The 26,118-nt window shown below is 72.0% G+C and carries 27 protein-coding genes and 1 riboswitch; of the genes, 14 read left to right on the top strand and 13 right to left on the bottom strand.

Annotation, left to right across the window (positions count from 1 at the left end; translation table 11 throughout):
- Positions 1-200: 200 nt before the first annotated feature.
- A complete protein-coding gene (locus ACFYYB_RS08190) occupies positions 201-800 on the bottom strand; it encodes a hypothetical protein (protein WP_389433948.1) in 600 nt (199 codons plus the stop codon).
- A complete protein-coding gene (locus ACFYYB_RS08185; protein WP_389433946.1) occupies positions 793-1,572 on the bottom strand; it encodes an alpha/beta hydrolase in 780 nt (259 codons plus the stop codon). Before ACFYYB_RS08185 ends, ACFYYB_RS08190 begins: the two co-directional genes overlap by 8 nt.
- A 163-nt stretch (positions 1,573-1,735) precedes the next feature.
- Between ACFYYB_RS08185 and ACFYYB_RS08180 the strand changes: the two genes are divergently transcribed.
- From ACFYYB_RS08180 to ACFYYB_RS08160, 5 genes are all read left to right on the top strand, one after another.
- The gene (locus tag ACFYYB_RS08180; RefSeq protein ID WP_389434960.1) at positions 1,736-2,464 is read left to right on the top strand and encodes a lysophospholipid acyltransferase family protein; all 729 of its coding nucleotides are present in this window, start codon (positions 1,736-1,738) and stop codon (positions 2,462-2,464) included.
- Between the two features lie 38 nt (positions 2,465-2,502).
- On the top strand, positions 2,503-3,711 hold the full coding sequence (macS, locus tag ACFYYB_RS08175; RefSeq protein ID WP_389433944.1) for a MacS family sensor histidine kinase: 1,209 nt from the start codon (positions 2,503-2,505) through the stop codon (positions 3,709-3,711).
- A gap of 83 nt (positions 3,712-3,794) precedes the next feature.
- The gene (locus ACFYYB_RS08170; protein ID WP_389434959.1) at positions 3,795-4,439 is read left to right on the top strand and encodes a response regulator; all 645 of its coding nucleotides are present in this window, start codon (positions 3,795-3,797) and stop codon (positions 4,437-4,439) included.
- A 172-nt stretch (positions 4,440-4,611) separates the two neighbouring features.
- Positions 4,612-5,640, top strand: coding sequence for a 6-phosphofructokinase (locus ACFYYB_RS08165; protein WP_389433942.1), 1,029 nt, complete (start codon positions 4,612-4,614; stop codon positions 5,638-5,640).
- 90 nt (positions 5,641-5,730) lie between these two features.
- Positions 5,731-6,729 carry a 2-hydroxyacid dehydrogenase gene (locus ACFYYB_RS08160; protein WP_389433940.1) on the top strand — a complete coding sequence of 333 codons (999 nt, stop codon included), beginning with the start codon at positions 5,731-5,733 and terminating at the stop codon, positions 6,727-6,729.
- Between the two features lie 67 nt (positions 6,730-6,796).
- Here the strand turns inward: ACFYYB_RS08160 and ACFYYB_RS08155 are convergent, their stop codons facing one another.
- Entirely contained in the window at positions 6,797-8,743 is a 1,947-nt protein-coding gene (locus tag ACFYYB_RS08155) for an anthranilate synthase family protein (RefSeq protein ID WP_389433939.1), read from the bottom strand.
- Positions 8,744-9,058: 315 nt separating this feature from the next.
- Here ACFYYB_RS08155 and ACFYYB_RS08150 point away from each other — a divergent pair, with 315 nt between their 5' ends.
- Complete coding sequence (locus ACFYYB_RS08150; protein ID WP_389433937.1) at positions 9,059-10,423, top strand: class II 3-deoxy-7-phosphoheptulonate synthase; 1,365 nt, start codon at positions 9,059-9,061, stop codon at positions 10,421-10,423.
- Between the two features lie 171 nt (positions 10,424-10,594).
- Positions 10,595-10,861, top strand: a complete 267-nt coding sequence (locus ACFYYB_RS08145; RefSeq protein WP_327307141.1) for a (2Fe-2S)-binding protein — start codon at positions 10,595-10,597, stop codon at positions 10,859-10,861.
- A gap of 49 nt (positions 10,862-10,910) precedes the next feature.
- On the opposite strand, the gene bfr is transcribed toward ACFYYB_RS08145, so the two are convergent.
- Positions 10,911-11,387 (bottom strand): bacterioferritin, encoded by a 477-nt coding sequence (bfr, locus tag ACFYYB_RS08140; protein WP_112446344.1) that lies wholly within the window; start codon positions 11,385-11,387, stop codon positions 10,911-10,913.
- Positions 11,388-11,563: 176 nt separating this feature from the next.
- On the opposite strand from bfr, the gene ACFYYB_RS08135 reads away from it, so the two are divergent.
- Positions 11,564-12,196 carry a sulfite oxidase-like oxidoreductase gene (locus ACFYYB_RS08135; protein ID WP_389433935.1) on the top strand — a complete coding sequence of 211 codons (633 nt, stop codon included), beginning with the start codon at positions 11,564-11,566 and terminating at the stop codon, positions 12,194-12,196.
- 17 nt (positions 12,197-12,213) lie between these two features.
- Here ACFYYB_RS08135 and ACFYYB_RS08130 read toward each other — a convergent pair whose 3' ends face one another.
- The 3 genes from ACFYYB_RS08130 to pknB form a co-directional block, all read right to left on the bottom strand.
- Complete coding sequence (locus tag ACFYYB_RS08130; protein WP_389433933.1) at positions 12,214-12,729, bottom strand: DUF4396 domain-containing protein; 516 nt, start codon at positions 12,727-12,729, stop codon at positions 12,214-12,216.
- An 88-nt stretch (positions 12,730-12,817) separates the two neighbouring features.
- Positions 12,818-13,678: a deoxyribonuclease IV gene (locus tag ACFYYB_RS08125; RefSeq protein WP_389433931.1), complete on the bottom strand. Its 861-nt coding sequence runs from the start codon at positions 13,676-13,678 to the stop codon at positions 12,818-12,820.
- Between the two features lie 24 nt (positions 13,679-13,702).
- Positions 13,703-15,661 carry a Stk1 family PASTA domain-containing Ser/Thr kinase gene (gene pknB / locus ACFYYB_RS08120; protein WP_389433929.1) on the bottom strand — a complete coding sequence of 653 codons (1,959 nt, stop codon included), beginning with the start codon at positions 15,659-15,661 and terminating at the stop codon, positions 13,703-13,705.
- 219 nt (positions 15,662-15,880) lie between these two features.
- Between pknB and ACFYYB_RS08115 the strand changes: the two genes are divergently transcribed.
- Complete coding sequence (locus ACFYYB_RS08115; protein ID WP_389433928.1) at positions 15,881-16,354, top strand: GNAT family N-acetyltransferase; 474 nt, start codon at positions 15,881-15,883, stop codon at positions 16,352-16,354.
- A gap of 48 nt (positions 16,355-16,402) precedes the next feature.
- Here the strand turns inward: ACFYYB_RS08115 and ACFYYB_RS08110 are convergent, their stop codons facing one another.
- The 3 genes from ACFYYB_RS08110 to thiO all read right to left on the bottom strand — a co-directional run bounded on the left by ACFYYB_RS08110 (position 16,403) and on the right by thiO (position 18,620).
- Positions 16,403-17,206 carry a thiazole synthase gene (locus ACFYYB_RS08110; RefSeq protein WP_389433926.1) on the bottom strand — a complete coding sequence of 268 codons (804 nt, stop codon included), beginning with the start codon at positions 17,204-17,206 and terminating at the stop codon, positions 16,403-16,405.
- A 5-nt stretch (positions 17,207-17,211) separates the two neighbouring features.
- A complete protein-coding gene (gene thiS, locus ACFYYB_RS08105) occupies positions 17,212-17,412 on the bottom strand; it encodes a sulfur carrier protein ThiS (RefSeq protein WP_389433924.1) in 201 nt (66 codons plus the stop codon).
- Positions 17,409-18,620, bottom strand: coding sequence for a glycine oxidase ThiO (gene thiO / locus ACFYYB_RS08100; RefSeq protein ID WP_389433923.1), 1,212 nt, complete (start codon positions 18,618-18,620; stop codon positions 17,409-17,411). The genes thiS and thiO overlap by 4 nt, the downstream gene beginning before the upstream one ends.
- Positions 18,618-18,730, bottom strand: a riboswitch (TPP riboswitch). Its footprint overlaps the gene before it by 3 nt.
- A gap of 137 nt (positions 18,731-18,867) precedes the next feature.
- On the opposite strand from thiO, the gene ACFYYB_RS08095 reads away from it, so the two are divergent.
- The 5 genes from ACFYYB_RS08095 (at position 18,868) to ACFYYB_RS08075 (ending at position 23,446) form a co-directional block, all read left to right on the top strand.
- A complete protein-coding gene (locus ACFYYB_RS08095) occupies positions 18,868-20,115 on the top strand; it encodes an NAD(P)/FAD-dependent oxidoreductase (protein WP_389433921.1) in 1,248 nt (415 codons plus the stop codon).
- A gap of 196 nt (positions 20,116-20,311) precedes the next feature.
- A complete protein-coding gene (locus ACFYYB_RS08090; protein WP_389433919.1) occupies positions 20,312-20,677 on the top strand; it encodes an Rv2175c family DNA-binding protein in 366 nt (121 codons plus the stop codon).
- Between the two features lie 100 nt (positions 20,678-20,777).
- Positions 20,778-21,428, top strand: coding sequence for a thiamine phosphate synthase (gene thiE / locus ACFYYB_RS08085; protein WP_389433917.1), 651 nt, complete (start codon positions 20,778-20,780; stop codon positions 21,426-21,428).
- 135 nt (positions 21,429-21,563) lie between these two features.
- The gene (gene metF, locus ACFYYB_RS08080) at positions 21,564-22,478 is read left to right on the top strand and encodes a methylenetetrahydrofolate reductase [NAD(P)H] (RefSeq protein ID WP_389433915.1); all 915 of its coding nucleotides are present in this window, start codon (positions 21,564-21,566) and stop codon (positions 22,476-22,478) included.
- Positions 22,479-22,528: 50 nt separating this feature from the next.
- Complete coding sequence (locus ACFYYB_RS08075) at positions 22,529-23,446, top strand: hypothetical protein (protein ID WP_389433913.1); 918 nt, start codon at positions 22,529-22,531, stop codon at positions 23,444-23,446.
- A gap of 25 nt (positions 23,447-23,471) precedes the next feature.
- Here the strand turns inward: ACFYYB_RS08075 and ACFYYB_RS08070 are convergent, their stop codons facing one another.
- From ACFYYB_RS08070 to ACFYYB_RS08060, 3 genes are all read right to left on the bottom strand, one after another.
- Positions 23,472-24,875, bottom strand: coding sequence for a phytoene desaturase family protein (locus tag ACFYYB_RS08070; protein WP_389433911.1), 1,404 nt, complete (start codon positions 24,873-24,875; stop codon positions 23,472-23,474).
- A 10-nt stretch (positions 24,876-24,885) separates the two neighbouring features.
- Positions 24,886-25,500 (bottom strand): DUF4126 domain-containing protein, encoded by a 615-nt coding sequence (locus ACFYYB_RS08065; RefSeq protein ID WP_389433909.1) that lies wholly within the window; start codon positions 25,498-25,500, stop codon positions 24,886-24,888.
- A 144-nt stretch (positions 25,501-25,644) separates the two neighbouring features.
- Complete coding sequence (locus tag ACFYYB_RS08060; RefSeq protein ID WP_266877102.1) at positions 25,645-26,046, bottom strand: DUF3040 domain-containing protein; 402 nt, start codon at positions 26,044-26,046, stop codon at positions 25,645-25,647.
- Between the last annotated feature and the right edge of the window lie 72 nt (positions 26,047-26,118).

Below are 26,118 nucleotides of genomic sequence, written 5' to 3'. Positions count from 1 at the left end.
ACCGCTGCGCACATCCGGCCGCGCCGGCGTGTGAGGCGCGGGGCCCGACGGGTCAGGGCGGAGCCCTGGGAACGGTGGAACCGGGGGTCCTCCCCCGGACGGAGTCTGGGGGAGGGTGGGTGGCTTCGCCCGCAGGGCAAAGCCACCCGCACCCGCCCACCGACGGCCCACCACGACGGCGGAGCCGTCAGGGCCGCGGGCTACACCACCGCGCCCCGACCGGGGTCGTCGTCATCGTCCTCGTCCGTGGACATCCGCGCGACCAGCGTCGCGAAGCCGCCCAGGAAGCCGCCGACGCCCAGCGTCGTCAGCCACCAGGTCATCTCCCACTGCAGCAGCACCGCCAGGAGCAGCAGGACCGGTCCGCCCACCACCGCCAGCCAGGCGAACTTCGACGTCGCGTCCGCCTCCGGCAGCTCCGGCTCGGGGGGTACGAAGTGCCCCTCGTCCTTCGCGGCCCCGGGGGAGTCGTCGGGCTCGGCCAGGGAGTGGTCCCGGGGACCCGGCCCGACCGCGCCGCCCACGCCCGGGGCGAACACCACCGAGCTGCCCAGGGCCGCCGACGGCGGCTCCGGGGAGGCCGGGCCGGCCGGGGCCGCCGGGCTCGCCGGGTCGGCCGTCGGCGCGGGGCCGGCCGGTTTCACGTCCTCCTCCGGCAGGAGGAGGTTCTCGATCGGCCGGAACGGTCTCGCGCCCGGCGGGTCCGCGGGCTCCTGCCCGTAGCCGGCCACGATCGCCGCCCACGCCGCTTCCTCGTCCAGCGGGGGGACACCCCCCGAAGACTCCTCGTGCTCAGCCACCGCTGGCCGCCCCCTCCCTGCCCAAGCTCTCCGACAGCCGGCCGACGAACGCGTAGCTGTCCGCGAAGATCCGCTCCGCGTCATGGTCCAACGTCGCGACGTGGTAACTCTGTTCCAGCAGCGTCTCGGTGACGTCCGTGGAGGACACCCGCGCCAGGATCCGCGTCGAGTCCGCCGGCCGCACCACGTGGTCCTGCGGGCTGTGCAACAGCAGCAGCGGCTGCGTCACCTGCGGCAGTTCGGTGTCCAGCATCTGCAGGAACGTGCGCAGCGAGTGCGCGGCCCGGGTCGGGACCCGGTCGTAGCCGACCTCGACCGCGCCCGGCTTGGCGATGTCGCTCGCGATGCCCGGCGTCGAGCGGACGAAGTGCTTGACGACCGGCAGGGCCACGGCCAGCGGGTCGTGGATCTTGTTGACCGGGTTGACGAGGACGATGCCGCTGATACCGTCCCCGTGCTTCGCCGCCAGCCGCAGGGTCAGCGCGCCGCCCATCGACAGCCCGAAGACGAACACCTGCTCGCAGCTGCCCTGCAGCTCCCGCAGCGCGCGGTCGACCTCGGCGTACCAGTCCTGCCAGCCGGTGAGCTGCATGTCCTGCCAGCGCGTCCCGTGCCCGGGGAGCAGGGGCAGCGACACCGTCAGTCCCTGCGCGGCCAGATGCTCGGCCCAGGGCCGCATCGACTGGGGGGAACCGGTGAAGCCGTGGCAGAGGAGGACGCCGACCTTTCCGCCCTCGTGGCGGAACGGCTCGGCTCCAGGGAGGACGGGCACCAGGGTCTCCTTCGAGGGGGGTGTGGGGTGCGTAGCGCTGTGTGACTTCACCGTACGCGACGGGGGTGGCACCGACCAGGGTCGTCGGACGGCTCCCGGTACGACCAGGGGATAAGGTCTGTTCGACAGACACAGGAAGGCTTTCGAGTTGATCTACGGCGCAATGAAGTTCTCGATCGGCGGTTCCCTGAAGCTCGCCTTCAGGCCGTGGGTGGAGGGCCTCGAGAACATTCCCGCAGAGGGGCCGGCGATCCTCGCGAGCAACCACCTGTCCTTCTCCGACTCCTTCTTCCTCCCGGCCGTGCTGGACCGCAAGGTGACCTTCATCGCGAAGGCGGAGTACTTCACCTCCCCGGGCGTCAAGGGCAAGCTGACGGCCGCCTTCTTCAAGGGCGTCGGCCAGCTCCCGGTGGACCGTTCCGGTGCGCGCGGGGCCGGCGAGGCCGCCATCAAGAGCGGCATCGACGTCATCGAACGCGGAGAGCTGTTCGGTATTTACCCCGAAGGGACGCGTTCACCCGACGGTCGGCTCTACCGTGGGAAGCCCGGCGGTCTGGCCCGGGTGGCCCTGGCCACCGGAGCGCCCGTGATCCCCGTCGCGATGATCGACACGGAGAAGATCCAGCCGCCGGGAAAGGTGGTGCCCAAGCTGATGCGCCCGGGCATCCGGATCGGCAAGCCGCTGGACTTCAGCCGCTACCACGGGATGGAGGGGGACCGCTTCATCCTCCGCTCGGTGACCGACGAGGTCATGTACGAGATCATGAAGCTCTCCGGCCAGGAGTACGTCGACATCTACGCGACGGCCGCCAAGCGCCAGATCGCGGACGCGGAGAAGGCCGCCGCGAGGAGCGAGAAGGCCGAACCGGCCGTCTCGGACACCGACAAGTAGCAGCACACGGGCGGGACCGCCCGTACGGGGTGGGGGAGATGGCGAAGCGCGAGCGCGTCGTACGCATGTCGGTCGAGCAGCCGCTGTGGCGTGCCCTGACGGCCTACCGGCTGCTCACCATGGTCTACGCGGCCCTGCTGTTCGCCTCCGCCTACAAGAAGTTCGACCGCCCCTGGATCGCGGCCTCCTACCTGGCCTTCCTGGCCGGCTGGACCCTGGTCACCCTCCCCAAGGTGGCCAACGCCGCCAGTTGCACCAAGCGGTTCCTGTGCGCCGACCTCACCGTCGCCTGCGTCGGGATCCTGCTCACCCCGCTCGCGGACAGCCACGCACGGGTCACGGGCGGCGGTCCCACCCTCCCCTCCATATGGACCGCGGGCGCGGTCCTCGCCTTCGCCATCAAGGGCGGCTGGCGCTGGGCCTGTTTCGCCTCCACCTTCGTCGCCGCCGCCAACCTCGTACAGCGCGGCGAGCCCACCCGGGACACCCTGCACAACGTGCTCCTGGTCTGGGTGGCCTCCGTCGCCATCGGCTACGTCGTCGAGGTCGCCCGGGCCAGTGAGGCCACCCTCGCCCGCGCCCTGGAGATCGAGGCCGCCACCCGCGAGCGCGAACGCCTCGCCCGCGACATCCACGACGGGGTCCTCCAGGTCCTCGCCATGGTCCAGCGGCGCGGCACCGAACTGGGCGGGGAGGCCGCCGAGCTCGGCCGGATGGCGGGGGAGCAGGAGGTCGCGCTGCGCACCCTGGTCTCCAGCGGACTGGCGCGCCCCTCCCGGATCTCCCGCGACGAGGCGCTCGGCGCGATCGTGGCCGCCTTCGAGGTGGAGGAACCCGGCGAGGAGGAGGGCGAGCTCGATCTGCGGGCCCTCCTGGCCCCGCACGCCGGCTCGCGGGTGAGCTTCGCCGAACCGGGCACCCCGGTGCCGTTGCCCGTGCCCGCCGCGAGGGAGCTGGCCGCGGCGGTCGGCGCCGCCCTCGACAACGTGCGCAAGCACGCGGGCGAGGGGGCCAGCGCCTGGATCCTGGTCGAGGACTGGGGCGACGAGGTGATCGTGACCGTCCGGGACGACGGTCCGGGCATCCCGGCCGGCCGGCTCGACCAGGCCGAGGGTGAGGGCCGGATGGGAGTGGCACTGTCCATCCGGGGCCGCCTCCGCGACCTCGGCGGCAGCGCCGAGCTGGTGTCCGTCCCGGGGCAGGGCACCGAAGTGGAACTGAAAGTACCGAGGGGGAGCACCAAGTGAACGAGTCGAACCAGCCGAGCGGTCACGGGCAGAACGGGCCGGGCGACCAGAACGGCCAGAACGGCCTCGGCGGCATCAAGGTCATGGTCGTCGACGACCACCCGATGTGGCGGGACGCGGTCGCCCGCGACCTCGCCGCGGCCGGCTTCGACCTGGTGGCCACCGCGGGCGACGGGCCCGAGGCGGTGCGCAGGGCCCACGCCGCGGCCCCGCACGTCCTGGTCCTCGACCTCAACCTCCCCGGCATGCCCGGCGTGCAGGTCTGCAAGGAACTGGTCGGAGCCAACCCGGCCCTGCGGGTCCTCGTGCTCTCCGCGAGCGGCGAGCACGCCGACGTCCTGGAAGCCGTGAAGTCCGGCGCGACCGGCTACCTGCTGAAGTCCGCGGGCGCCCAAGAGCTCATCGACGCCGTGCGCCGCACGGCGGCCGGCGACCCCGTCTTCACCCCGGGCCTGGCCGGCCTGGTCCTCGGCGAGTACCGGCGCCTCGCCACCGATCCGGCGCCCGCCGCCTCCGACGAGCCGAAGGCCCCGCAGCTCACCGACCGGGAGACCGAGGTGCTGCGGCTGGTGGCCAAGGGGCTCTCGTACAAGCAGATCGCGGAACGGCTCGTGATCTCCCACCGCACGGTGCAGAACCACGTGCAGAACACCCTGGGCAAGCTCCAGTTGCACAACCGCGTGGAGCTCGTCCGGTACGCGATCGAGCGCGGCCTCGACGACGCGTAAGGCCGACGAGGGGCGAGGCCACCGCTCGTACGAGTGAACGGGCGGATGCAACGCCCCGCAATTCCCCCGGAATTGACCCTTCCCGGCATCTTGCTGTGACCTGAGTCACCACTAGCGTGACCGTCATGCGGGCCCCGCGGCCTCAGCGGGCCCTGTGGCGAAGGGAAATTCCATGAAGGTCGGAGTGCTGACGGGCGGCGGCGACTGCCCCGGGCTCAACGCGGTGATCCGCAGTGTCGTGCGCAAGGGCGTCCAGGAGTACGACTACGAGTTCATCGGTTTCAAGGACGGCTGGCGCGGAACGGTCGAAGGCCGCACCGTCCCGCTCGACATCCCCGCCGTCCGCGGGATCCTGCCCCGCGGCGGGACCATCCTCGGCTCCTCGCGCACCAACCCGTTCAAGCTGGACGACGGGGTCCGCCGGATCAAGGAGAACCTCGCCAAGTACGAGGTCGACGCCCTCGTCGCGATCGGCGGCGAGGACACCCTCGGCGTGGCCGCGAAGCTCTACGAGGAGTACGGCATCCCCTGCGTCGGGGTTCCGAAGACCATCGACAACGACCTGTCGGCCACCGACTACACCTTCGGCTTCGACACCGCCGTCGGTATCGCGACCGAGGCCATCGACCGGCTGCACACCACCGCCGAATCCCACATGCGGGTCCTGGTCGTCGAGGTGATGGGCCGGCACGCCGGCTGGATCGCCCTGCACTCGGGCCTCGCGGGCGGCGCCAACGTCATCCTCATCCCGGAGCAGCGCTTCGACGTGGACCAGGTCTGCGCCTGGGTGAGCTCGCGCTTCAAGGCGAGCTACGCGCCGATCGTGTGCGTCGCCGAGGGTGCGATGCCCAAGGACGGGGACATGGTGCTGAAGGACGCGACCAAGGACTCCTTCGGGCACGTGCGGCTGTCCGGCGTGGGCGAGTGGCTGGCCAAGGAGATCGAGGCGCGGACCGGCAAGGAGGCCCGTACGACCGTACTCGGGCACATCCAGCGGGGCGGCACCCCGAGCGCGTTCGACCGGTGGCTGGCCACCCGCTTCGGACTGCACGCGATCGACGCGGTGCGCGACGGGGACTTCGGGAAGATGGTCGCGCTGAAGGGGACGGACATCGTGCGGGTGCCGATCGCCGAGGCGACGGCGAAGCTGAAGACGGTGGATCCGGCGCTGTACGAGGAGGCCGGAGTGTTCTTCGGCTGAGTGGCTGAGCCGCGGCGCGGGCGCGGGGCATGGGTCGTAAGGTGACAAACGACCCATGGTCCGATCCTTTGGCGCAGTACGGGAGTAAACGTGGAGATCCTGGCATTCGGGGTGACGGCCGACGAGAAGCCGCTCATCGAGAAGGCCTTCGCGGGCCAGCACGAGGTGCGCTGCCTGGACGTCTTCCTCAGCGAGGACACCGCCCCCATCGCGGCCGGGTACGAGATCGTCTCGTCGAGCGTCAACGCGGACCTGAACGGCCGGGTGCTGCGCACCCTGGCGGCGGGCGGGACGAAGATGATCGCCCAGCGCTCCACGGGCTTCAACAACATCGACCTGGAGGTCGCGCGGCAGCTCGGCCTGACGGTCGGGCGGGTCTCGTACTACTCCCCGTACTCGGTGGCCGAGTTCGCGTGGACCCTGGCCATGGCCGTGAACCGGCGGATCGTCCGGGCCTCGAACCGCACGCGGGACTTCGACTTCCGGCTGAACGGCCTGATGGGCCGCGACATGCGCGGCCGCACGGTGGGCGTGCTCGGCACCGGCAAGATCGGGGAGGCGTTCACCCGGATCGCCCACGGCTTCGGGATGAACCTGCTGGGCTGGGACGTGGCGCAGAACCCGGCGTGCGTGGAGCTGGGCATGAAGTACGTGGACAAGGACACGCTGTTCGCCTCCTCGGACCTGATCAGCCTGCACGTTCCGCTGCTGGACTCCACGCACCACATCATCGGCGCCGAGGCGCTGAAGCTGATGAAGGACGACGCCATCCTGGTGAACTCCAGCCGCGGCGGCCTGATCGACACGGACGCGCTGGTCACGGAGTTGCGGACGGGCCGCTTCGCGGGGGTGGGCCTGGACGTGTACGAGGCCGAGGCTGGGCTCTTCTTCCTGGACAAGTCCCTGGTGGTCGTCGAGGACGACACCCTGGCCCGACTGATCACCTTCCCGAACGTGGTCGTCACGTCCCACCAGGCGTACTACACCCACGACGCGGTGGGCCAGATCATCGACACCACCGTCGCCAACGTCGCGGACTACCTGGCGGGCCGACGCTCGGAGAACACCCTGGTGCCGGGCCCTGCTTGATGCGCCCCTCGCATCCCTCGCATCCCTCGCACCGCTGCGCGGGCTTCCCCGCGCAGCGGTCCCGCGGCTAGCCGCGGACGGCGGTCGTGCGGATTCCGGCGATCAGGTCGCGGACCAGCTCCGCGCCCCGGAGGGTCAGGACCGACTCCGGGTGGAACTGGACCCCCGCGAAGCCGCCGGAGGCGGAGCGCAGGGCGTGCACCTCGCCCGTGGCGGGATCACGGGAGACCTCGATGCCCCGCAGGGCCAGGGACCGCTCCCGCTCCGCCGAGCAGTGCGCCGCGTACGTGTTGTAGAAGCCGACGACCTCCTCGGCCCCGAACAGCGGGATCCGCGTCTGCGCCCCCTGCGCCGGCTCCGCCTTGCGGACCAGCGGGAGCCCCAGCTCGGCGGCGAGCAGCTGGTGGCTGAGGCACACCCCGAGCAGTCCGCCCCGGTGCGAGGCCAGGAGCTCCGCCGCCAGCTCGCGCATGATCCGGATCTTCGGGTCGCCGAAGTCCGCCGGGTCGCCGGGGCCCGGGCCGAGCACGATCGGCCCGTCCCAGGCCAGGGCGGCCGCCCGCAGCCCCGGGTCGTCGTAGCGGCGTACGGTCACCTCCAGCCCGGCCACCCGCAGGACGTGGCCCAGCATCGAGGTGAAGGTGTCCTCCCCGTCCAGCACCAGCGCGTGGCCCGTCACCTCGGCCGGCCGCTCCTGCATCCGCAGCCAGAACGGCGCCAGGTCCTCGCGGCGTGCGGCCAGGGCCGCCTGGACCCGGGGGTCGTCGGTCAGTCGCGGACCGGAGAAGGAGGGCCGCACCGCCGCCGGGCGCACGCCCAGCGCCGCCAGCACCCCGGCCGCCTTCGCGTGCGTCTCCGCCACCTCGCCCGCCGGGTCGGAGTGCCGTACGAGGGTGGCCCCGACGGGCACCCGCAGCGCGCCGTCCGGCCCGATGTCCGCCGTCCGGATGAGGATGGGGGAGTCGAGGGTCTGCGCGCCCGAGGCGTCCAGGCCCAGCAGGGCCAGCGCCCCCGCGTAGTAGCCGCGGCCGACCCCGTCCTGCCCGAGGGGCTCGTAGCGCTCGATGACCCGGCAGGCGTTCTGCACCGGCGATCCGGTCACCGTCGCCGCGAACATCGTCTCCCTCAGCACCTCGCGCACGTCCAGCGAGGACCGGCCGCGCAGCTCGTACTCGGTGTGCGCGAGGTGCGCCATCTCCTTGAGGCGGGGGCCGACGACCACCCCGCCCATGTCCCCGACCGTGCACATCATCTTGAGCTCCTCGTCCACCACCATGGACAGCTCCTCGGTCTCCTTGCGGTCCCCGAGGAAGGAGAGGAGGGAGTCGGCCGTCGGCCCCCCGGCCGGGTAGCGGTACGTACCGCTGATCGGGTTCATCACGACCGTGCCGCCGGTCATCCGTACGTGTACTTCGGGGCTGGCCCCGACGAGGGTGCGGTCCCCGGTGTGGACCACGTACGTCCAGTACGCGCCCCGCTCGCCCTCCAGCAGTCGCCGGAACAGCGCGAGGGCGTCGGCGCGGCCGAAGCCGTCGATCCGGCCCCGGTAGGTGCGGCGGATGACGAAGTTCGCCCCCTCGCCCCGGCCGATCTCGTCCTCGATGACCCGACGGACGGTGTCCGCGTACTCCTCGTCGGGGACGTCGAAGCCGCCGTCGTCGACCCGTACGGCGTGGGCCGGCAGCGCGGCCAGCGCCTCGGCGAGCGGAATCTCGTACGTCTCCTCGGCGACCAGCACGCTCAGCGGCGTGCCGTCGTCGCGCACGTCGAACCCGCGCTCCCGGATCTGGCGGAAGGGGACGAGCGCCAGGGCGGGCCGTTCGCCGACGGGCAGGTCGGCCAGGTGCTCGGCCTCGTGGACCGGGCCGATCAGCAGCTCGACGGTGTCGTGGTCGCGGCCGGGCGTGCGGCGGCGCAGCAGCGCGAAGGGCGGGCAGGAGTCGTCGAGCAGGCGGCTCAGGAGCGGGTGCGCGTGCGGGGGCGTTTGCGGGAGCGGATTCGCGTGGGCGTGCATGGAGTGGGCGTCCTATCCGGTTTCGGAGGGTGGGGCGGCCCGTATGTCCAGCGACTGTGTTGCCTCGCAGAACGCGGAAGGCCGCCCCTCGGGGCGGCCTTCGTTTCGCTCGTGTCTTCAGGTACGCGCGAGAAGTGGGCCGCCGGGAGCGGGCCACCACCAGTTCTGGTTCGAGTGCGCGTACATGCTCCGACCCTAGCCCACCGGTCAGGCGGAGGGCCGGCGAATGGTGAACCGAACGGGTGAGTAACACAGCGAGAGACTTCCGTCTCACGTAGTGGTCGTCGATCGGGAGGCGCGGTGTGACGACGTAATGTGTGTGGGGTGACCGTGAACGCTGAAACCCAAGCCCCCGCCTCCAAGGCGACCTGGCGAGACCTTCCCGCGGCGCAGCAGCCTTCGTACCCCGATGCCGAGGCCCTGCGCGCTGTTGTCGCGGACCTCGAGTCGTATCCTCCCCTCGTTTTCGCGGGCGAATGCGACCAGCTGCGCGCCCGCCTGGGAGCCGTCGCCAAGGGCGAGGCGTTCCTGCTGCAGGGTGGCGACTGCGCCGAGGCCTTCGATGCGGTCTCCGCCGACCACATCCGCGCCAAGCTGAAGACGCTGCTCCAGATGAGCGCCGTCCTGACGTACGCGGCCTCCGTGCCCGTCGTGAAGGTCGGCCGCATCGCCGGCCAGTACTCCAAGCCCCGCTCCAAGGACACCGAGACCCGCGACGGCATCACCCTGCCGACCTACCGCGGCGACTCCGTGAACGGCTTCGCCTTCACGGAGGAGTCCCGCGTCCCGGACCCCGAGCGCCTCAAGCGCATGTACCACGCGTCGGCCTCCACGCTGAACCTGGTGCGCGCCTTCACCACCGGCGGCTACGCCGACCTGCGCCAGGTGCACGCCTGGAACCAGGACTTCGTCAAGAACTCCCCGTCCGGGCAGCGCTACGAGCAGCTCGCGCGGGAGATCGACAACGCCCTGAACTTCATGAAGGCCTGTGGCACCGACCCGGCGGAGTTCAAGGCCGTCGAGTTCTACGCCTCCCACGAGGCGCTCCTCCTCGACTACGAGGGAGCCCTCACCCGTACGGACTCCCGCACGGGCCGGCTGTACGACACCTCGGGCCACATGGTCTGGATCGGTGAGCGCACCCGCCAGCTCGACCACGCGCACATCGAGTTCTGCTCGCAGATCGCCAACCCGATCGGCATCAAGCTCGGCCCCACCACCACGGTGGACGAGGCGCTCACCTACATCGACCGCCTCGACCCCGACCGCGAGCCGGGCCGGCTGACCTTCGTCGTCCGCATGGGCGCCGACAAGGTCCGCGACAAGCTCCCCGAGCTCGTCGAGAAGGTCACCGCCTCCGGCGCGACCGTCGCCTGGGTCACCGACCCGATGCACGGCAACACCTTCGAGGCGGCCTCCGGCCACAAGACGCGCCGCTTCGACGACGTGCTCGACGAGGTCAAGGGCTTCTTCGAGGTCCACAAGGGCCTCGGCACCCACCCGGGCGGCATCCACGTCGAGCTCACCGGTGACGATGTCACCGAGTGCGTGGGCGGCGGCGACGAGATCTTCGTCGACGACCTGCACCAGCGCTACGAGACGGCCTGCGACCCGCGCCTCAACCGCAGCCAGTCCCTGGACCTGGCGTTCCTCGTCGCGGAGATGTACCGCGACCAGTAGGAACGCCGGCGCACAGCGCAGTGTGAGCACTTCATGACGATGGGGCGCGGATCGAATGTGATCCGCGCCCCATCGTCGTTCCCAGCTCTTTTAGGGAACCCTAAGTTTGGGTAGGGTTAGGTAAGCCTCACCGAATAGGGGATGGCTGGCCGAACCGTTCCTGTCAGGGAGGTGAACCGCGTGTACGTCTGCTCTTGTTTCGGGATCACCGACAAGCAGGTCAAGGACCACGCGGCTGCCGGGGCCTGTACTCCCCGCCAGATCGCCTCGGCCACGAAGGCCGGCACCGACTGCGGTTCCTGCGTGCGGACCATCCAGGGGCTCCTGGGCCGCGGGGCATGCCCGCGCCGTGAGCTGATGGACAAGGGCAACGCCGCCGCCGTGCTCGCCGCGGACCCGCTGGTACCCGCGGGCGCGGAGCTCGCCGAAGCCGCGTAGGACTCCCGCGCGGGACTCCCCCGTACGGAGTACTGAGTAAGGCCGCGAACTAGCTCGGCTGCTCGATGAGCTGCGCGATGTAGAGCGCCTCGCCGATGGACTCGATGAGCTCCAGCTGGGTGTCGAGGTAGTCGATGTGGTGCTCCTCGTCCTCCAGGATCTCCTCGAAGAGCCGCGCCGAGGTGACGTCACCCTTGCCGCGCATGACCTCGATGCCGCGCTTGAGGCGGTCGATCGCCTCGACCTCGACCTGCCGGTCCGCCTGGAACATCTCCGTCAGCGTCTGGCCCACGCGGACGTGGAAGAGGCGCTGGTAGTTCGGCAGACCGTCGAGCATCAGGATGCGCTCGGTGATCTTGTCCGCGTGCTTCATCTCATCGATGGACTCTTCGCGGGTGTACTTGGCGAGCTTGGTCCAACCCTTGTTGTCCTGGATCCGGTAGTGGAGCCAGTACTGGTTGATCGCCGTGAGCTCGCCGGTCAGCTGCTCGTTGAGGAATTCAAGGACCTCGGGGTCGCCCTGCATCGCAGAGGCTCCTTCCAAAGCAATGTCACAGCAATGTGACGGGGCAGGTGCGCGCATCCTTGCACCGCCGCCGGAGGCCGTCCAGTAAGTGCCTCCTTAGTGGGAGTTGCCGTGACTTGCCCGAATCCGGGCGAAGCTGGTCATGACCACCCCGCCAAGTCTGTCACCATGGAGACATGGGTCAGCCGGAAAGCCGGGAATCTCCGGGATCAGAGCAACTGGAGCTTCCCCCGGGGCAGCGGTTGCAGCGAGGCTGGCCGGTCACCCACTACGGGCCGGTACCCAAGTTCAAGCCCGAGCGCTGGGAGTTCCGCGTCTTCGGCGCGACCGCCGACGGCGAGAAGCACTGCTGGAACCACGAGGAGTTCGCGGCCCTGCCGTTCGACTCCGTCGAGGCGGACCTGCACTGCGTGACGAAGTTCAGCATGACCGGCGCCGAATGGGGCGGCGTGCTCGCCCGTAGGGTCCTCGCCCTCGCTCCGCCGTCCCCGCAGGTCACGCACGTGATGGTGTGGGCCGAGTACGGCTTCAGCTCCAACATGCGCCTCGCGGACTTCGCCTCCGAGCGGACCGTCTTCGCCACCCACCAAGGTGGTGAACTGCTCACCGCCGAGCACGGTTTCCCGCTCCGGCTGGTCGTACCGCACCTCTACGCGTGGAAGGGCCCCAAGTGGGTCCGCGGCGTCGAGTACATGACCGCCGACCGCCGCGGCTTCTGGGAGGAGCGCGGCTACCACAACATCGGCGACCCCTGGCGCGAGCAGCGCTACTCGTACCAGGAGGAGCCGGGCGACGGCCCCGAGCTGTAGCTCATCGGTTCGATGGCTCAGTGGTGGTACCGGTGGACCACCGCGTGACCCTTGCCGCGGCCGATCATCCACTTGTTGACCGGCGTCGTGACGACGAAGGCCACCGCCAACGCGATCCCGAGCGCCGTCCAGAAGAGCGCGTCCGACAGCGTCGCGTCCATGGCTCCGGGCCAGAGCAGGATCACCCCGTTGTCGATCAGTTCCATGACGGCGATGGAAAGGGTGTCCGCCGCCAACGCCACCCGAATGGCCGTACGGAAGTCCAGGCCGGCGGCGCGGATCCCGCGCAGGGTGAGCGCGTAGCCGAAGAAGAACGCGAGGGCGATCGCGAGGGCCATCGTCGGGCCGTTCCCCCAGCCGAGCGCGGTGCCGATGACCATGCCGAGCACCTCGCCGATGGCGCACCCGGTGAGGCAGTGGAGCGTGGCCCGTGCGGCGGCGGCCCAGGTGACCTTTCCGCCGGCGGCGGTGTGGTGGGGGCCGTGGGCGTGCTCGTGGTGGTGCTCGTGCTGCTGCTCGTGCGGGTGTTCCATGACAACCCCCTGGCGAGGAACGCCGGATAGCGGCTCTGTCGGTCGATATGACAGAACCGTATACCCCCCAGGGGTATTCCTCAACGGATCATCCGAGCTCGCGCAGCTCCTTCAGCAGCGCCACGTCCGCGGCATGCCCATCCTTGCCGCCCGGCGTCTCGGTGATCAGGGGGACGCCCTCCATCGCCGGATGCGTGAACAGTTCCGCGAAGGCGTCCCGGCCGATGTGGCCCTGCCCGATGTTCGCGTGCCGGTCCTTGTGCGCGCCCACGCCCTCCTTGGAGTCGTTGGCGTGCACCAGCTTCAGCCGGCCCTCGCCCACCGTGTCCACCAGCAGGTCCAGCGTCCGCTTCGTGCCGCCCGGCTCGGCCAGGTCGTGCCCGGCCGCGAAGACGTGGCAGGTGTCGAGGCAGATCCCGAGCATCGGATGCCGGTCGAGGGCGTCGAAGTACGGGCCGAACTCCTCGGCGGTCGAGCACAGCGAGGACCCCTGCCCGGCCGTGGACTCCAGCAGCAGGAAGGGGTCGTCGTCGTGCGTCAGCTCGTCCAGCAGCGGCAGCATGTGCTCCCTGACCTGCGCGTACGCCGCTTCGCGCGGCCGGCCCCCGGTCGCCGAGCCGGTGTGCACGACCACCCCGAGCGCCCCGATCGCCCGGGCCCGGCGCAGCGAGTGCCGCAGCGATTCCACGGACTTCTCCACGGTGGCCTCGGTGTGCGAGCCGAAGTTGATCAGGTAGGGCGCGTGGACGTACGCCGGGATCCCCTCCGCCGCGCAGGCCTCGCGGAACAGCTCGTCCTGGGCCGGATTGCCGACCGGAGTGGCCCAGCCGCGCGGATTGGCGACGAAGACCTGCACGGCCTCGGCGCCCATCTCGCGGGCGTACGTCAGCCCGACCGAGGCGAGCCCGCCCGCGACGGGCACGTGCCCGCCCACTGGATTGCGGCTCATCGAGTCGTTGTTCATGGCGTGCGGTTACAGCCCCTTGGTCCTGATGGTGATCGTGCTGCCCTCGGCGGCGTTCTGGCCCGCGGGGACCGACTGGGAGTCGACGGTGTTGCTGAAGGAGAGGAAGGGCTTGTCGACCTTGACCTTGAAGCCCAGTCCCTCCAGGGTCGCGCGGGCCGCGTCGGCCTCCTGGCCGGTGACGTCCGGGACCGGGATCTGGCGGGGGCCCTTGGACACGGTGAGGGTGACGGTGTCGCCTGCGGCGGCCTGGCTTCCGGCGCCGATCGACTGGTTGGCGACCGTACCGGCGGGGGAGGGGGAGTTGACCTCCTCGGGGGCCGTCTCCACCTTCAGGCCGAGGCCCTCCAGGGTGGAACGGGCCTGGTCGAGGGAGATGCCCGTGACGCGCGGGACCGGCACCGCACGGCCCTTGCTGACCACCATCGCGACCACGGTGTCGAGGGACCTCTTCTGGCCGCCGCCCGGGTTCGTGCTGATCACCGAGCCCTGCGCGACGTCCTGGCTGAAGGCCTGCGTGACGGCCCCCGGCGTCAGCCCGGCCGAGGTCAGCTCGGCCTTCGCGGCCTCCAGGGGCTTGCCCTTGAGGTCGGGAACCACGACGACCTCGGGCCCGCGCGAGATGGTGAGCGTCACGGCGCCGTTGCCGCGGATGCGCTTGCCGCCGGCGGGGTCGGTGTTCATCACGGTGCCCTTGTCGAAGGCCGCGCTGAACTTCCGGTCGACCCGCTTCACCCCGAGCCCGGACGCCGACAGCTGGGCCTTGGCCTCCGCCTCGGTCTTGCCGAGCAGGTTGGGGACCTTCGTGAACTGCCCGGAGCTGATGTACCAGACGCCCGTACCGAGGCCGAGGAAGAGCAGGACCCCGATCACGACGAGCAGCGGTCCGGGGCGCCGGATCCGCGCGGCGGGCGGCGCCGATGCCGATGTCGGGGGTAGCGGCGGGGCAGCGAGCCGGGAGGTGTGGGACATGGGCTCGGCGTGCGAGGCGTGCGTGACGTGTGAGGAGCGCGAGGCGTGTGCGGCCGGGGTGGTCACCGGGCGGGGGATCACGCTGGTGCGGTCCTCGGCGGCGGTCCGCTCCGCGGCCCGCGCCTGCGGCGGGACGGCGTCCAGCTCGGAGTCGGCGAGCTGGACGCGGGCCTCTATGGCCAGCCCGAGGAGGGCGGCCGCGTCGTAGGGGCGCAGATCGGGGTTGCGCGCGGTGGCCTGGGCGACGAGCTCGTCGAGCGCGGCGGGCAGCCCGGGGACGGCGGCCGACGGCGGCGGGACGTCCTCGTTGAGGTGCTGGAAGATCACCTGCGCGGGATTGGAGCCGGTGTGCGGCTTGGAGCCGGTGAGCATCTCGTAGAACACGACCCCGCAGGCGTAGACGTCCACGCGGGTGTCGGTGACGCCGTTCTCGATCTGCTCGGGGGCGAGGTAGGAGACGGTGCCGAGGACGGATCCGGTGGTGTTGGTCACGGAGTCCACGGACCGCACCAGCCCGAAGTCGGCCACCTTGACCCGGCCGTCGTCCCCGATCAGCACGTTCTCGGGCTTCATGTCCCGGTGTACGAAACCGGCGCGGTGCGCGGCGCCGAGGGCGGCGAGCACGGGTTCGAGGATGTCGAGGGCCGCGCGGGGCTGGAGCGCGCCGCGCTCCCGGAGCACGTCGCGCAGGGTGCAGCCGGACACGTACTCCATGGCGAGGTACGTGTACGGGCCGTGGGTGCCCTGGTCGAAGACGGCCACGACGTTGGGGTGCGCCAGGCGGGCCACGGACTTCGCCTCACGGATGAACCGGTCGACGAAGCCGGGGTCGGCGGCGAGGGCCGGGTGCATCACCTTCAGCGCGAGGACCCGGTCCAGCCGGGTGTCGACGGCCCGGTAGACCGTGGCCATGCCGCCGGCCGCGATACGGGCGTCCACGCGGTAGCGGCCGTCGAGCGTCTGCCCGACGAGGGGGTCATCCAGGGTCGTGTCCACCCGCCGATTCTACGAGGGCCGCCCGCGCCCCCGTCCCGGGTGGTGGGGGGTTGCAGCCCAGCTGTGACGTGGGCGGGGCCCTCGCCCCTTCGGGCGGGGAGCGGGGCCGGGCCCGATCGGCCGGATGACGTGACCCTGTCCGCGCGGGTGCGCTGTTCGAGGGTGACAGACTCGTCGGGCACCCCGCGGTTTCGAGTGACCAGATGGAGGACGAGCGCAGTGAAGATCGTGGTGGACGACCTCTCCGGCCCTGAGATCGCCGTGTTCTTGGACGAGCACGTCCAGCAGATGCGGTCCATCACGCCTCTGGAGAGCAAGCACGCCCTCGATCTCGATGCCCTCCGCAAGCCCGGGATCACGTTCTGGTCGGTGAGGGACGGCGACGTCCTGGTGGGTTGCGGTGCGATCAAGAGGCTGGATCCGGGCCACGCGGAGCTGAAGTCCATGCGCACCGCGCCGATACGCAAGCGGAGCGGCATCGCGTCCCTGCTGCTGGAGCACATCATCGCCGAGGCCGCGCGCATGGGGTTCACGCGGCTGAGCCTGGAGACCGGCTCGGCCGCGTTCTTCCTGCCGGCCAGGAGCTTGTACGAGAAGTTCGGGTTCGTCCCCTGCGCCCCGTTCGCCGACTACCGGCCCGACCCCAACAGCGCGTTCATGACGAGGGAGGTCCGGGCGGCGGCCGGCCGCTGAGCCGCGCCGGTGTCGGGGGCCGCGCGCGCAGGGCCCCGTACCGTCTCCTCAGAACGCCGGGCGTTCCGGGTCCAGGGTGGCCCGGCCTTCCACCGGGGAGGAGGCTTCCGCGAAGCGGCGTTGGGGGATGCGGCCCGCGCGGTGGGCCAGGCGGCCCGCCGATACCGCGTCCCGCATGGCCGCGGCCATCAGGACGGGGAGCTGCGCCCGGGTCACCGCCGAGGCGAGCATGACCGCCGCGCAGCCCAGTTCCATGGCCAGGGCCACGTCCGAGGCCGTTCCGGCTCCCGCGTCCAGGATGACCGGGACCCCGGCCCGCTCGGTGATCAGCTCGAAGTTGTGCGGGTTGCGGATGCCCATGCCGGAGCCGATCGGGGACCCGAGCGGCATGATCGCCGCGCAGCCCACGTCCTCCAGTTTGCGGGCGAGGACCGGGTCGTCGTTCGTGTACGGGAGGACCGTGAAGCCCTCGTCGACCAGGATCTCTGCCGCGTCGAGGAGTTCAACGCCGTCCGGCAGGAGGGTGCGCTCGTCCGCGACGACCTCCAGTTTGATCCAGTCCGTCCCGAGGGCCTCCCGGGCCAGCCGGGCCGTCAGTACGGCCTCGCCCGCCGTGAAGCAGCCCGCGGTGTTGGGGAGGACCGCGATGCCCAGGCGGTTCAGGACGGACAGGACCGAGCCCTGGACCGTCGGGTCGAGGCGCCGCATCGCGACCGTGGTGAGTTCGGTGCCGGACGCGACCAGCGCCCGTTCCAGGATGTCCAGGCTCGGGGCCCCGCCGGTGCCCATGATCAGGCGCGAGGAGAAGGTCCGGCCGGCGAGGGTGAATACGTCGTCGGAGGTGTCCGCCATGGTGTTCAGCCCCCCTGGACCGCGGTGAGGACCTCGACGCGGTCGCCGTCGGTCACGGAGGTGTAGGGCCACTGGCCGCGCGGCACCACGGTCTCGTTGAGGGCGGCCGCGACCCCCTTGGTGGCCTCGGTGAGGGTGGCGATCACGGTGGCGAGCATGGTCCCGTCCGCGATCTCGTGCGGCTCGCCGTTGACGGAAATGGTCATGCGAACGACTCCTGTCGCGTGAGGGGGGACGTGGCGGTGGAGGTGGGGGTGAAGCGGCGTGGGGTGAAGGGGCGGGCGATCTCCGGGAGTTCGCCGGTGGTCAGCAGGTCCGCCATCACGTCCCCGGTCAGCGGGGTCAGCAGGACGCCGTTGCGGTAGTGCCCGGTGGCCAGGTGCAGCCCCGGGAGTTCGGTCGGGCCGAGGAGGGGGGCGTTGTCCGGCGACCCGGGCCGCAGTCCGGCCCGGGTCTCGACCAGGGGGAGTTCGGTGATCCCGGGGACCAGTTCGTGGGCGTCGCGCAGGAGTTCGTAGACCCCGCCCGCGGTGACCGTGGTGTCCCAGCCGAGTTCCTCGCTGGTGGCGCCGAGGACGAGTTCGCCGTTCTCGCGGGGGACGAGGTAGACGTGGCTGCCGCGCACCACGGCCCGTACGGTCCGCGACAGGAACGGGGCGTACGAAGGCGGCACCGCGAGGCGCAGGACCTGGCCCTTGACCGGCCGTACGGGGGCCACGGCCTCGGGCGGTACGCCGTCCAGCCGGCCGCTGAGCGAGCCCGCGGCCAGTACCACCTGGTCGGCGCGCAGCTCCGTACCGTCCGCGTCGTCGAGGACCGCGCCGCAGGCCCGGTCGGCGGCGGTCAGCAGCCGGGCCGCACCGGCGCGGTGCAGGGCGACGCCGGCCCGTTCGCAGGCGGCCAGCAGGGCGGCCGCGAGGCGGCGGGGGTCGACCTGGTGGTCGCCGTCCACGCGCAGGCCGCCGCGGACGCCCGGAGCCAGCATCGGCTCCAGGCGGCGGCACTCGCGGCCGGTCAGCCACTCGGACTCCAGGCCGCAGCGGCGCTGGAGGGCGTGCAGTTCGCGCAGGTGCAGCCGGTCGTCGGCGTCGAGGGCGACGGCGAGGGTGCCGCAGGCGCGGTAGCCGATGTCCATGCCGCCGCTGGCTTCGGCGAGCTCGGCGGCGAACTCGGGGTAGCGGGCGGCGGAGGCGAGGTTGAGCCCGAGCAGGGTCTCCTCGCCGTAGTGCAGCTCGGTGACGGCGGCCAGCATGCCGGCCGCGACCTGGGCGGCGCCGCCGCCGGGGGCCGGATCGGCCAGCGCGGTGCGCAGCCCGCGCCGGGCCACCCGCCAGGCGGTGACCAGGCCGATGATGCCGCCCCCGATGACGAGGACGTCGTAGCCGGGACTCCGGCTGTTCCTGGATGAATGCATGGGCGTCCAGCCCCTCCCTTCGCCGGCATGACCCGGATCAGGTTCGTACGGTCGGAGGCCGGCCAGCCTCCCTCTCAGCCCGGTACGCCCGGACTCCCGCGATAGGTTCCGTGCCAGAGTAACGGTGAGGCGGACGGCCGGTAAGGCTGCCTCCCCGGAGGCGGTGTCGTGCCGGTGTCCGCCCGGATCCCGGCCGGTCGCCATCCCGCTATTCCTGACGGACCGTCAGTTGATTAGGCTGGGCCGCGTGAGCGAGCAGACGCAACAGCAGACGCAACAGGCGGAAGACACTCGGCGCGGCGTGGTGATCGTCGGCGCCGGAATGGCCGGGGTCCAGACCGCGGTCGCCCTCCGGGAGCAGGGCTGGACCGGCCCCGTCACCCTGCTGGGAGCCGAACCCCACCAGCCCTACGACCGGCCCCCGCTGTCCAAGGCGGTGCTCCTCGGCAAGGCGGAGGACTCGGCCTTCGACGTCGACTTCGAGGAGCTCGGCATCGAGCTCCGCCTGGGGGTCGAGGTCACCGGGCTGCGGGCCGCCGACCGGGAGGTGGACACCGAGGCGGGCCCGGTCCCGTACGAGGTCCTCGTGCTGGCGACCGGCGCCCTCCCGCTGACCCTGCCCGGCGCGGAGGGCGTCCCGGGGGTGCACCTGCTGCGCACCCTGGACGACGCGGCCCGGCTGCGGCCCGTCCTGGCGGCCGGTACCGCGGTGGTGGTGGTCGGGGCCGGGTGGATCGGCGCCGAGTTCGCCACCGCCGCCCGCGAGGCGGGCTGCGCGGTGACGGTGGTCGAGGCGGCCGACCGGGTACTGGCGGGCGCGCTGCCCGCCGAGGTCGCCGAGCCGATGGGGCGCTGGTACGCCCAGGCGGGCGCCGAGCTGCTGACCGGCGCGCGGGTGGCCTCCGTGGAGCCGGGCCGGGTCCTGCTGGCCGACGGGCGGGAGCTGCCGGCCGGGGCGGTGGTGGTGGGCATCGGCGCCCGCCCGGCCACCGGATGGCTGGCGGGATCCGGCGTGGAACTCGGTGCGGACGGGGCGGTGGCCGCCGACGAGTGGCTGCGCACCTCGGTGCCCGCGGTGTACGCGGTGGGGGACTGCGCCTCGTTCCCGTCGGGGCGCTACGGGTCGCGGCTGCTGGTGCACCACTGGGACAACGCGCTCCAGGGGCCCCGGGTGGTCGCGGCGGACATCCTCGCCGGGGGCTCCGGGGAGCAGGTCTACGACCCGGTCCCGTACTTCTGGTCGGAGCAGTTCGGCCGCTTCGTGCAGTACGCGGGACACCACGGCTCCGCGGACGCGATGGTGTGGCGCGGCGACCCGGCGGACGACACCTGGTCGGTGTGCTGGCTGCGCGAAGGCCGGCTGGCCGCGGTCCTCGCGGTGGGCCGGCCGCGCGATCTGGCGCAGGGGCGCCGGCTCATCGAGTCGGGCGCCCCGGTCGACCCGGCGAAGGTCGCGGACCCGGGGACCGCACTGAAGTCGGCCCTCCTGGCCTGACCCGCGGGCGTCCGTCCCGGGCCCGTCCCGGAGCTGCGCCCCCGGGACCCCGGGCCCGGGGTCCTGTTTCCGGTCCGCTCGGGCCCCGTGGCCGGTCCCGTTTCCGGCCCCGTTTCCGGCCCCGGCTACGGGGCCCCCGCCCCGGACGGGGTCGCTCGGGTACCGGCGGGCAGTCCGAGATGGCAGGCTTGTGCTCGTGACCGAGATTGACGCAAAGATCGATGCCCTTGTTCCCGCCTGGCTGTACCTCCCCGACATCGCGGAGATGCTCGACATCGAAGTGACCAAGGTTCGCCAGCTGGTCAAGGAGGGGCAGCTGCTCGCGGTGCGCCGCGGCGAGAACCGCTCCCTCCAGGTCCCCGCGGCCTTCCTCGACGGGGACAAGATCGTCAAGGGGCTGGTCGGTCTGCTGACCGTGCTCCGCGACGACCGCTTCACCGACGCGGAGATCCTGGAGTGGCTCTTCACCGCCGACGAGACCCTGCCCGGCACCCCCGTGCAGGCACTGAGCGAGAATCGCGGCACGGAGGTGAAGCGCCGCGCTCAGGCGCTCGCCATCTGACCTGAATCCGCCGTACGCGCGGTGTGCGGGCCCGTCCGGGTCCCGCACACCGCGTACGTGCGTCCGGACGTCCGTACGACACACCACCCCGGGGGTACCCATGTCCGCCATCGCCGCCCAGCTGTCCGATGCCCGGCTCTACCTGTGCACGGACGCCCGCAAGCGGCAGGGCGACCTCCCCGAGTTCCTGGACGCCGTCCTCGCCGGCGGCGTGGACATCGTCCAGCTCCGCGACAAGGGCATGGAGGCGGGCGAGGAGCTGGAGCACCTCCAGGTCTTCGCCGAAGCGGCCCGCCGCCACGGCAAGCTGCTCGCCGTCAACGACCGGGCCGACGTCGCGCACGCCATCGGCTCGGACGTGCTGCACCTCGGCCAGGGCGACATCCCGGTGCCCGCCGCCCGCGCCATCCTGGGCAGGGAGATCCTGATCGGCCGCTCCTGCCACTCCGAGGCGGAGGTCGACGCGGCCGCCGCCGAGCCCGGCGTGGACTACTTCTGCACCGGCCCCTGCTGGCCCACCCCCACCAAGCCCGGCCGGTTCGCCCCCGGCCTCGGCCTCGTCCGGCACGCGGCCTCCCTCGCCCAGGACCGGCCCTGGTTCGCCATCGGCGGGATCGACGCCGGGAACCTGGACGAGGTCCTGGACGCCGGTGCCTCCCGCGTCGTGGTCGTACGGGCGCTCACGGAGGCCTCCGACCCCGGCGCCGCCGCCTCCGACCTCGCCAAGCGGGTCCGCGCCCGGCTCGGCTAGCGGGCCCCTCGAGGGCAGCGGCCGGCAGCGGCCGCCCCCCGGCCGCCCGCGCTCGCGCCGCCCCGCCGTCTCATTTCCGCGTCCAATCCGTGGACAACGCTTCGACGGACACCGGACCGCGTCTAACCTCCCCGTATGGCCCTTGGTACCTCTTCCACCTGGTCGGACCGTGCACACACGGTCCGCGACCTCATCGCGTCCGGGCGCTCGTACTCCTTCGAGTTCTGGGCCCCCAAGACGGAGAAGGGCGAGCGCAACCTCTGGAACGCGCTCCGCCGGGTCGAGGCGGTGGCCCCGAGCTTCGTCTCCGTCACCTACGGGGCCGGCGGCTCCACCCGGGGCGGCACCGTCCGGGCCACCGAGCAGATCGCCGCGGACACCACGCTGACCCCGGTCGCGCACCTCACCGCCGTCGACCACTCGATCGCCGAGCTGCGCAACGTCATCGGACAGTTCGCCGACGCGGGCATCCGGAACATGCTCGTCGTGCGCGGAGACCCGCCGGGCAACCCCATGGGCGAGTGGGTGCCGCACCCCGAGGGCGTGCACTACGCGGCGGACCTGGTCCGGCTGGTCAAGGAGTCCGGCGACTTCTGCGTCGGCGTCGCGGCCTTCCCCGAGATGCACCCGCGCTCCTCGGACTGGGACACGGACATCCGGCACTTCGTGGACAAGTGCCGCGCGGGCGCCGACTATGCGATCACACAGATGTTCTTCGATCCGGAGCACTACCTCCGGATGCGCGACAGCGTCGAGAAGGCGGGCTGCGAGACCCCGATCATCCCCGAGGTCATGCCTGTTGTGAACATCAAGCAGCTCGACCGGCTCCCGCAACTCAGCAACGCGGTCTTCCCCGCGGCCGTGAAAGAGCGCATGCTCGCGGTCAAGGACGACGCGGCCGCTGTACGCTCCATTGGCATCGAGTTCGCCACGGAGTTCTGCGCGCGGCTGCTGTCCGAGGGTGTCCCGGGGCTGCACTTCATCACGCTGAACAATTCCACGGCGACGCTGGAGATCTACGAGAACTTGGGCCTGCACCAGCGGGCCTGACCGGCCGTACCGTTCCCCCGCGCGGGCGGCCGTACCGAGAGGTGCCCCGCATGGGAATGACGGTCCTCTACATCGCGTTCGGTTTCGTCGCGCTGTGGCTGCTTGCCGAGGTCCTGATGCAGTACAAGGCCCGGCTGCGCTGGCGCCTGCTCGCGTTCGCCGGGTTCGTCGGCGTGGTCGCCGGTGTCGTGCTGCCCTCGGTGCTCGTCATCGGGGCCGGAGCCGTCGCGTTCGCGGTCGGCCAGACGTTGGTGACCCTCTCCTTCCGCAAGGGCTTCGTGTCCGGCTGGGCGCTGCGCCGGGGCAAGGCCCCCGAGCCCGAGCTCCCGCAGAGCCGGCGCCGGCGGGCCGGGGGCGCACCGCGCCCGGAGCCGGCCCTCGAGGTCACGGCCCTGGAGTACGGGCCCGACCCGGCCGGGGACGACGCGTACGCCGAGGAAGCGGACGAGGACTCCGGCGCGTTCAGCGGGGGCGCCGTGCGCGAACAGGTCCAGGGGTTCTACCCCGCGCAGCCGGCCTCCGGCGCGACCGGTCCGTACGGGGGCCCCGGCGAGAGCGACTCCTTCGCCTCCCCGTTCACCGGGTTCGCCCCGGCCGCCGAGCAGGACGCCCACCAGTACGCGGCGTACTACGACCCGCAGGGCCAGGGCGGCTACGACTACACCACCGGCTATCCGGCCCCGGGCGAGCAGCAGGTCTACGCCGCCTACTCGGATCCGTACATCGGCACCGGCGGAGCCGTCGCCCCGCAGCAGCCGTACGGCTACCCGGACACCTACGGCGGCTACGCCCCGGACCCGTACGCGGCCGGGCAGCAGGAGCAGTACTCCATGGACACCCCGCCCGGCGGGGTCTGGGTCCCGCAGCAGCGCGACGTGAACCAGCCCTACCCGGCGGAGGAGCCGCAGCAGCAGCCGTACCCGTATCCGTACCAGGGCACGGGCGAGTACGAGCAGTACCGCTACTAGGCCGTCTCCCCGGCCGCCCGCCGGGCTAGCGGGAGCCGCGGAAGTCCGCGCCCTCCACGATCAGCCCGGCCACCAGGGCCCCCGTCATCCCGGCGTGCGCCAGTCCGCCGCCCGGGTGCGCCCAGCCGCCCGCCAGGTACAGCCCGGGCACCGCGGTGGTGTTCGCCGGGCGCAGCAACCGGCCCCCGGCCCCGGCCAGCGCGGGCGCGGGCACCCGGCCGCCCGCCGCACCCGTGGCCGCCTCGACGTCGGCCGGGGTGCGCAGCTCGTGCCACAGCAGCCGCCCGCGCAGTCCGGGGACGGCCCGCTCGGCCGCCGTCAGCAGGTCCTCGGCGGACGGGGCGGGCTCCGCCCCCCCGGTCAGCACCGCGTGCACGGTGACCGCCTCGTGCTCCGCGTCCGGCCGGGTGGCGGGGTCGTCGGGGCGCAGCACGGTGACCGGGCCCACCAGCGTGCGGTGCGCGGCCTCGGCGTCCCGGGCCCCGCGCAGCGCGGCGAACAGGGTGTACCAGCGGGCGGGTTCCGCCGTACGGGTGGACGCGGAGTCCGGGGCGAGCGGGATCCGCAGCCCGCCGGGGTCGGCGGCGCACACCACGTGGTCGGCCGCGACCTCGGCGCCGTCGGCCGTCACCAGCCCGGCCGCCCGGCCCTCCCGTACGAGGACCTCCCGCACCTCGGCGCCGAACTCGAAGGCGACCTTCCGCTCCAGGCACCGCTCGTACACGGCGGTGGCCAGCTCGCGGACCCCGCCGCGCACGTACCAGCTGCCGAAGGTCTGCTCCATGTAGGGAAGCACCGCCGCCGAGGCGGGCGCGGTCGCCGGATCGACCCCGTACGCCCGTACCCGCGCGGTGAGCAGCTCGTCGAAGCCGCCGCCGCCGAGCTCGCGGGCGGCCACCTCGGCCAGGGTCGGCGGGCGGCGGCGCAGCAGTCCGCTCCCGCGCAGCGCGGGGTACGGGTCGCGGCCCAGGGCGGACGGGTCCTGCTTCAGCGGCTCCTCCAGGAGCGGCCGGCGGGTGGCGTCCCAGGCGTCCCGGGCACGGCCCAGGACCGCGCTCCAGCGGTCCCCGGAGCCGGGTCCGAAGGCCGCGTCGACGGCGGCGGCGGCGCCGCCGTGCGAGCCACCGGGGAAGGTGAGCGTACGGCCGTCCGGGAGGACGTAGCGGACGGCGGGGTCGATCTGGACCAGCTCCGCGCACTCCTCCAGGGGGCGCTTGCCGGTCTTGACGAACAGATCGCGGTAGACGGCGGGAAGGTGCACCAGCCCGGGGCCGGTGTCGAAGACGAAGCCGTCGCGGGCGTACCGGCCGACGGCTCCGCCGTAGGTCGCCCCGCGCTCGTAGACCGTCACCTGATGTCCGGCCACGGCCAGCCGTGCCGCCGTAGCCATCGCGCCCATCCCGGCGCCGATCACCGCAATTCGTGCCATGCGGCTGAGCCTATCGAGCGACCCGGGCCACCTCGTCGGCGAGCCTCTTCTCCTCGCGGCGCTGGGCGCGGCGGCGCAGGTAGCGGCGGATCTTGGCCCAGAGGTAGATCAGCAGGGCGAGTCCGATGATCAGCAGGACGGCGCAGATGATCGCGGCGGCCTCCGGATTGAACATCGCGAAGGTGACGATGCCGCCCACCCCGAGGTCCTCGGCGGTGCTCATCGCGACGTTGCTGAAGGGTTCGGGCGAGGTGTTGATCGCCATGCGGGTGCCGGCTTTGACGAAATGGCTGGCCAGGGCGGTGGTGCCGCCGACCGCGCCGGCGGCGATGTCGGAGAGGGAGCCGCTCTGCCCGGCCAGCAGTGCGCCGACCACCGCTCCGGACACCGGGCGGATCACGGTGTGCACGGTGTCCCAGAGGGAGTCCACGTACGGGATCTTGTCGGCGACGGCCTCGCAGAGGAAGAGGACGGCCGCGACGATGAGCACGTCGGTGCGTTGCAGGGACGCGGGGACCTCATCGGTCAGTCCGGTCCGGCCGAAGATGCCGAGCAGGAGGACCACGGCGTATGCGTTGATCCCACTGGCCCAGCCGCTGGTGAAGACCAGGGGGAGCACACTCATCTGGTCATCATGGCCCAGAAGCCGCGATCCGGCGCGGAATCGGGAGATGAGCGGATCCGGGGGCCGACCGGCGCGGCACAGCAGTGAGGGGACGGCCGCCTTCCGGCGGCCGTCCCCTCACCCGAGTCTGTCTGTGGGGCCGGTCTACTGCCCCTGTTCGTCACGGCGGCGCTGCCACCGTTCCTCGATGCGGCCCATCATCGACCGACGCTGCCGGTTCTGCCCTTGGGGCGAACCGCCTGCACTTCCGGAGGCGGGTTGCTCACCAGGCTTGGGTGCCTTGCGCCAACCGGTGACCACGAGCACCGTACAGCCCAGCATGACGAGGAATCCCACCACGCTGATCCACAGTACGTTCGGCACGATCACACCGGTCATGAGGAGCGCGATACCCACCACAATGCCTGCGACTGCCTGGTAGACCCGTCGCCGGGTGTACGTGCGCAGTCCGCTTCCCTCAAGCGCTGTAGCGAATTTGGGATCTTCGGCGTACAGCGCTCGCTCCATCTGCTCGAGCATTCGCTGCTCGTGCTCCGAGAGCGGCACGGGAGTCCTCCTCATCCGTCGGTCGCGGGGGGTAGCGACCAGGGGTCCCCTTCAGGATAGGCGGGGAATCGC

It is taken from the genome of Streptomyces sp. NPDC002886 (genome assembly GCF_042888445.1).
Taxonomy (GTDB): Bacteria; Actinomycetota; Actinomycetes; order Streptomycetales; family Streptomycetaceae; genus Streptomyces.
Note: the sequence above shows the minus strand (reverse complement) of the source record. Positions and strands in the feature narration are given on the sequence as shown.

Coding starts and splice junctions, on each gene's coding strand:
- thiS (WP_389433924.1), bottom strand. CDS start 17,412: ATGACCATTTCCGTCAACGGCGAGCCGCACGAGATCGCGGACGGGACC.
- bfr (WP_112446344.1), bottom strand. CDS start 11,387: ATGCAGGGCGACCCCGAGGTCCTTGAATTCCTCAACGAGCAGCTGACC.
- ACFYYB_RS08070 (WP_389433911.1), bottom strand. CDS start 24,875: ATGGCACGAATTGCGGTGATCGGCGCCGGGATGGGCGCGATGGCTACG.
- ACFYYB_RS08170 (WP_389434959.1), top strand. CDS start 3,795: ATGGTCGTCGACGACCACCCGATGTGGCGGGACGCGGTCGCCCGCGAC.
- thiO (WP_389433923.1), bottom strand. CDS start 18,620: ATGCATTCATCCAGGAACAGCCGGAGTCCCGGCTACGACGTCCTCGTC.
- ACFYYB_RS08065 (WP_389433909.1), bottom strand. CDS start 25,500: ATGAGTGTGCTCCCCCTGGTCTTCACCAGCGGCTGGGCCAGTGGGATC.
- ACFYYB_RS08075 (WP_389433913.1), top strand. CDS start 22,529: ATGGGAATGACGGTCCTCTACATCGCGTTCGGTTTCGTCGCGCTGTGG.
- thiE (WP_389433917.1), top strand. CDS start 20,778: ATGTCCGCCATCGCCGCCCAGCTGTCCGATGCCCGGCTCTACCTGTGC.
- macS (WP_389433944.1), top strand. CDS start 2,503: ATGGCGAAGCGCGAGCGCGTCGTACGCATGTCGGTCGAGCAGCCGCTG.
- ACFYYB_RS08125 (WP_389433931.1), bottom strand. CDS start 13,678: ATGAGCCGCAATCCAGTGGGCGGGCACGTGCCCGTCGCGGGCGGGCTC.
- ACFYYB_RS08165 (WP_389433942.1), top strand. CDS start 4,612: ATGAAGGTCGGAGTGCTGACGGGCGGCGGCGACTGCCCCGGGCTCAAC.
- ACFYYB_RS08130 (WP_389433933.1), bottom strand. CDS start 12,729: ATGGAACACCCGCACGAGCAGCAGCACGAGCACCACCACGAGCACGCC.
- metF (WP_389433915.1), top strand. CDS start 21,564: ATGGCCCTTGGTACCTCTTCCACCTGGTCGGACCGTGCACACACGGTC.
- ACFYYB_RS08135 (WP_389433935.1), top strand. CDS start 11,564: ATGGGTCAGCCGGAAAGCCGGGAATCTCCGGGATCAGAGCAACTGGAG.
- ACFYYB_RS08110 (WP_389433926.1), bottom strand. CDS start 17,206: ATGGCGGACACCTCCGACGACGTATTCACCCTCGCCGGCCGGACCTTC.
- ACFYYB_RS08155 (WP_389433939.1), bottom strand. CDS start 8,743: ATGCACGCCCACGCGAATCCGCTCCCGCAAACGCCCCCGCACGCGCAC.
- ACFYYB_RS08180 (WP_389434960.1), top strand. CDS start 1,736: ATGAAGTTCTCGATCGGCGGTTCCCTGAAGCTCGCCTTCAGGCCGTGG.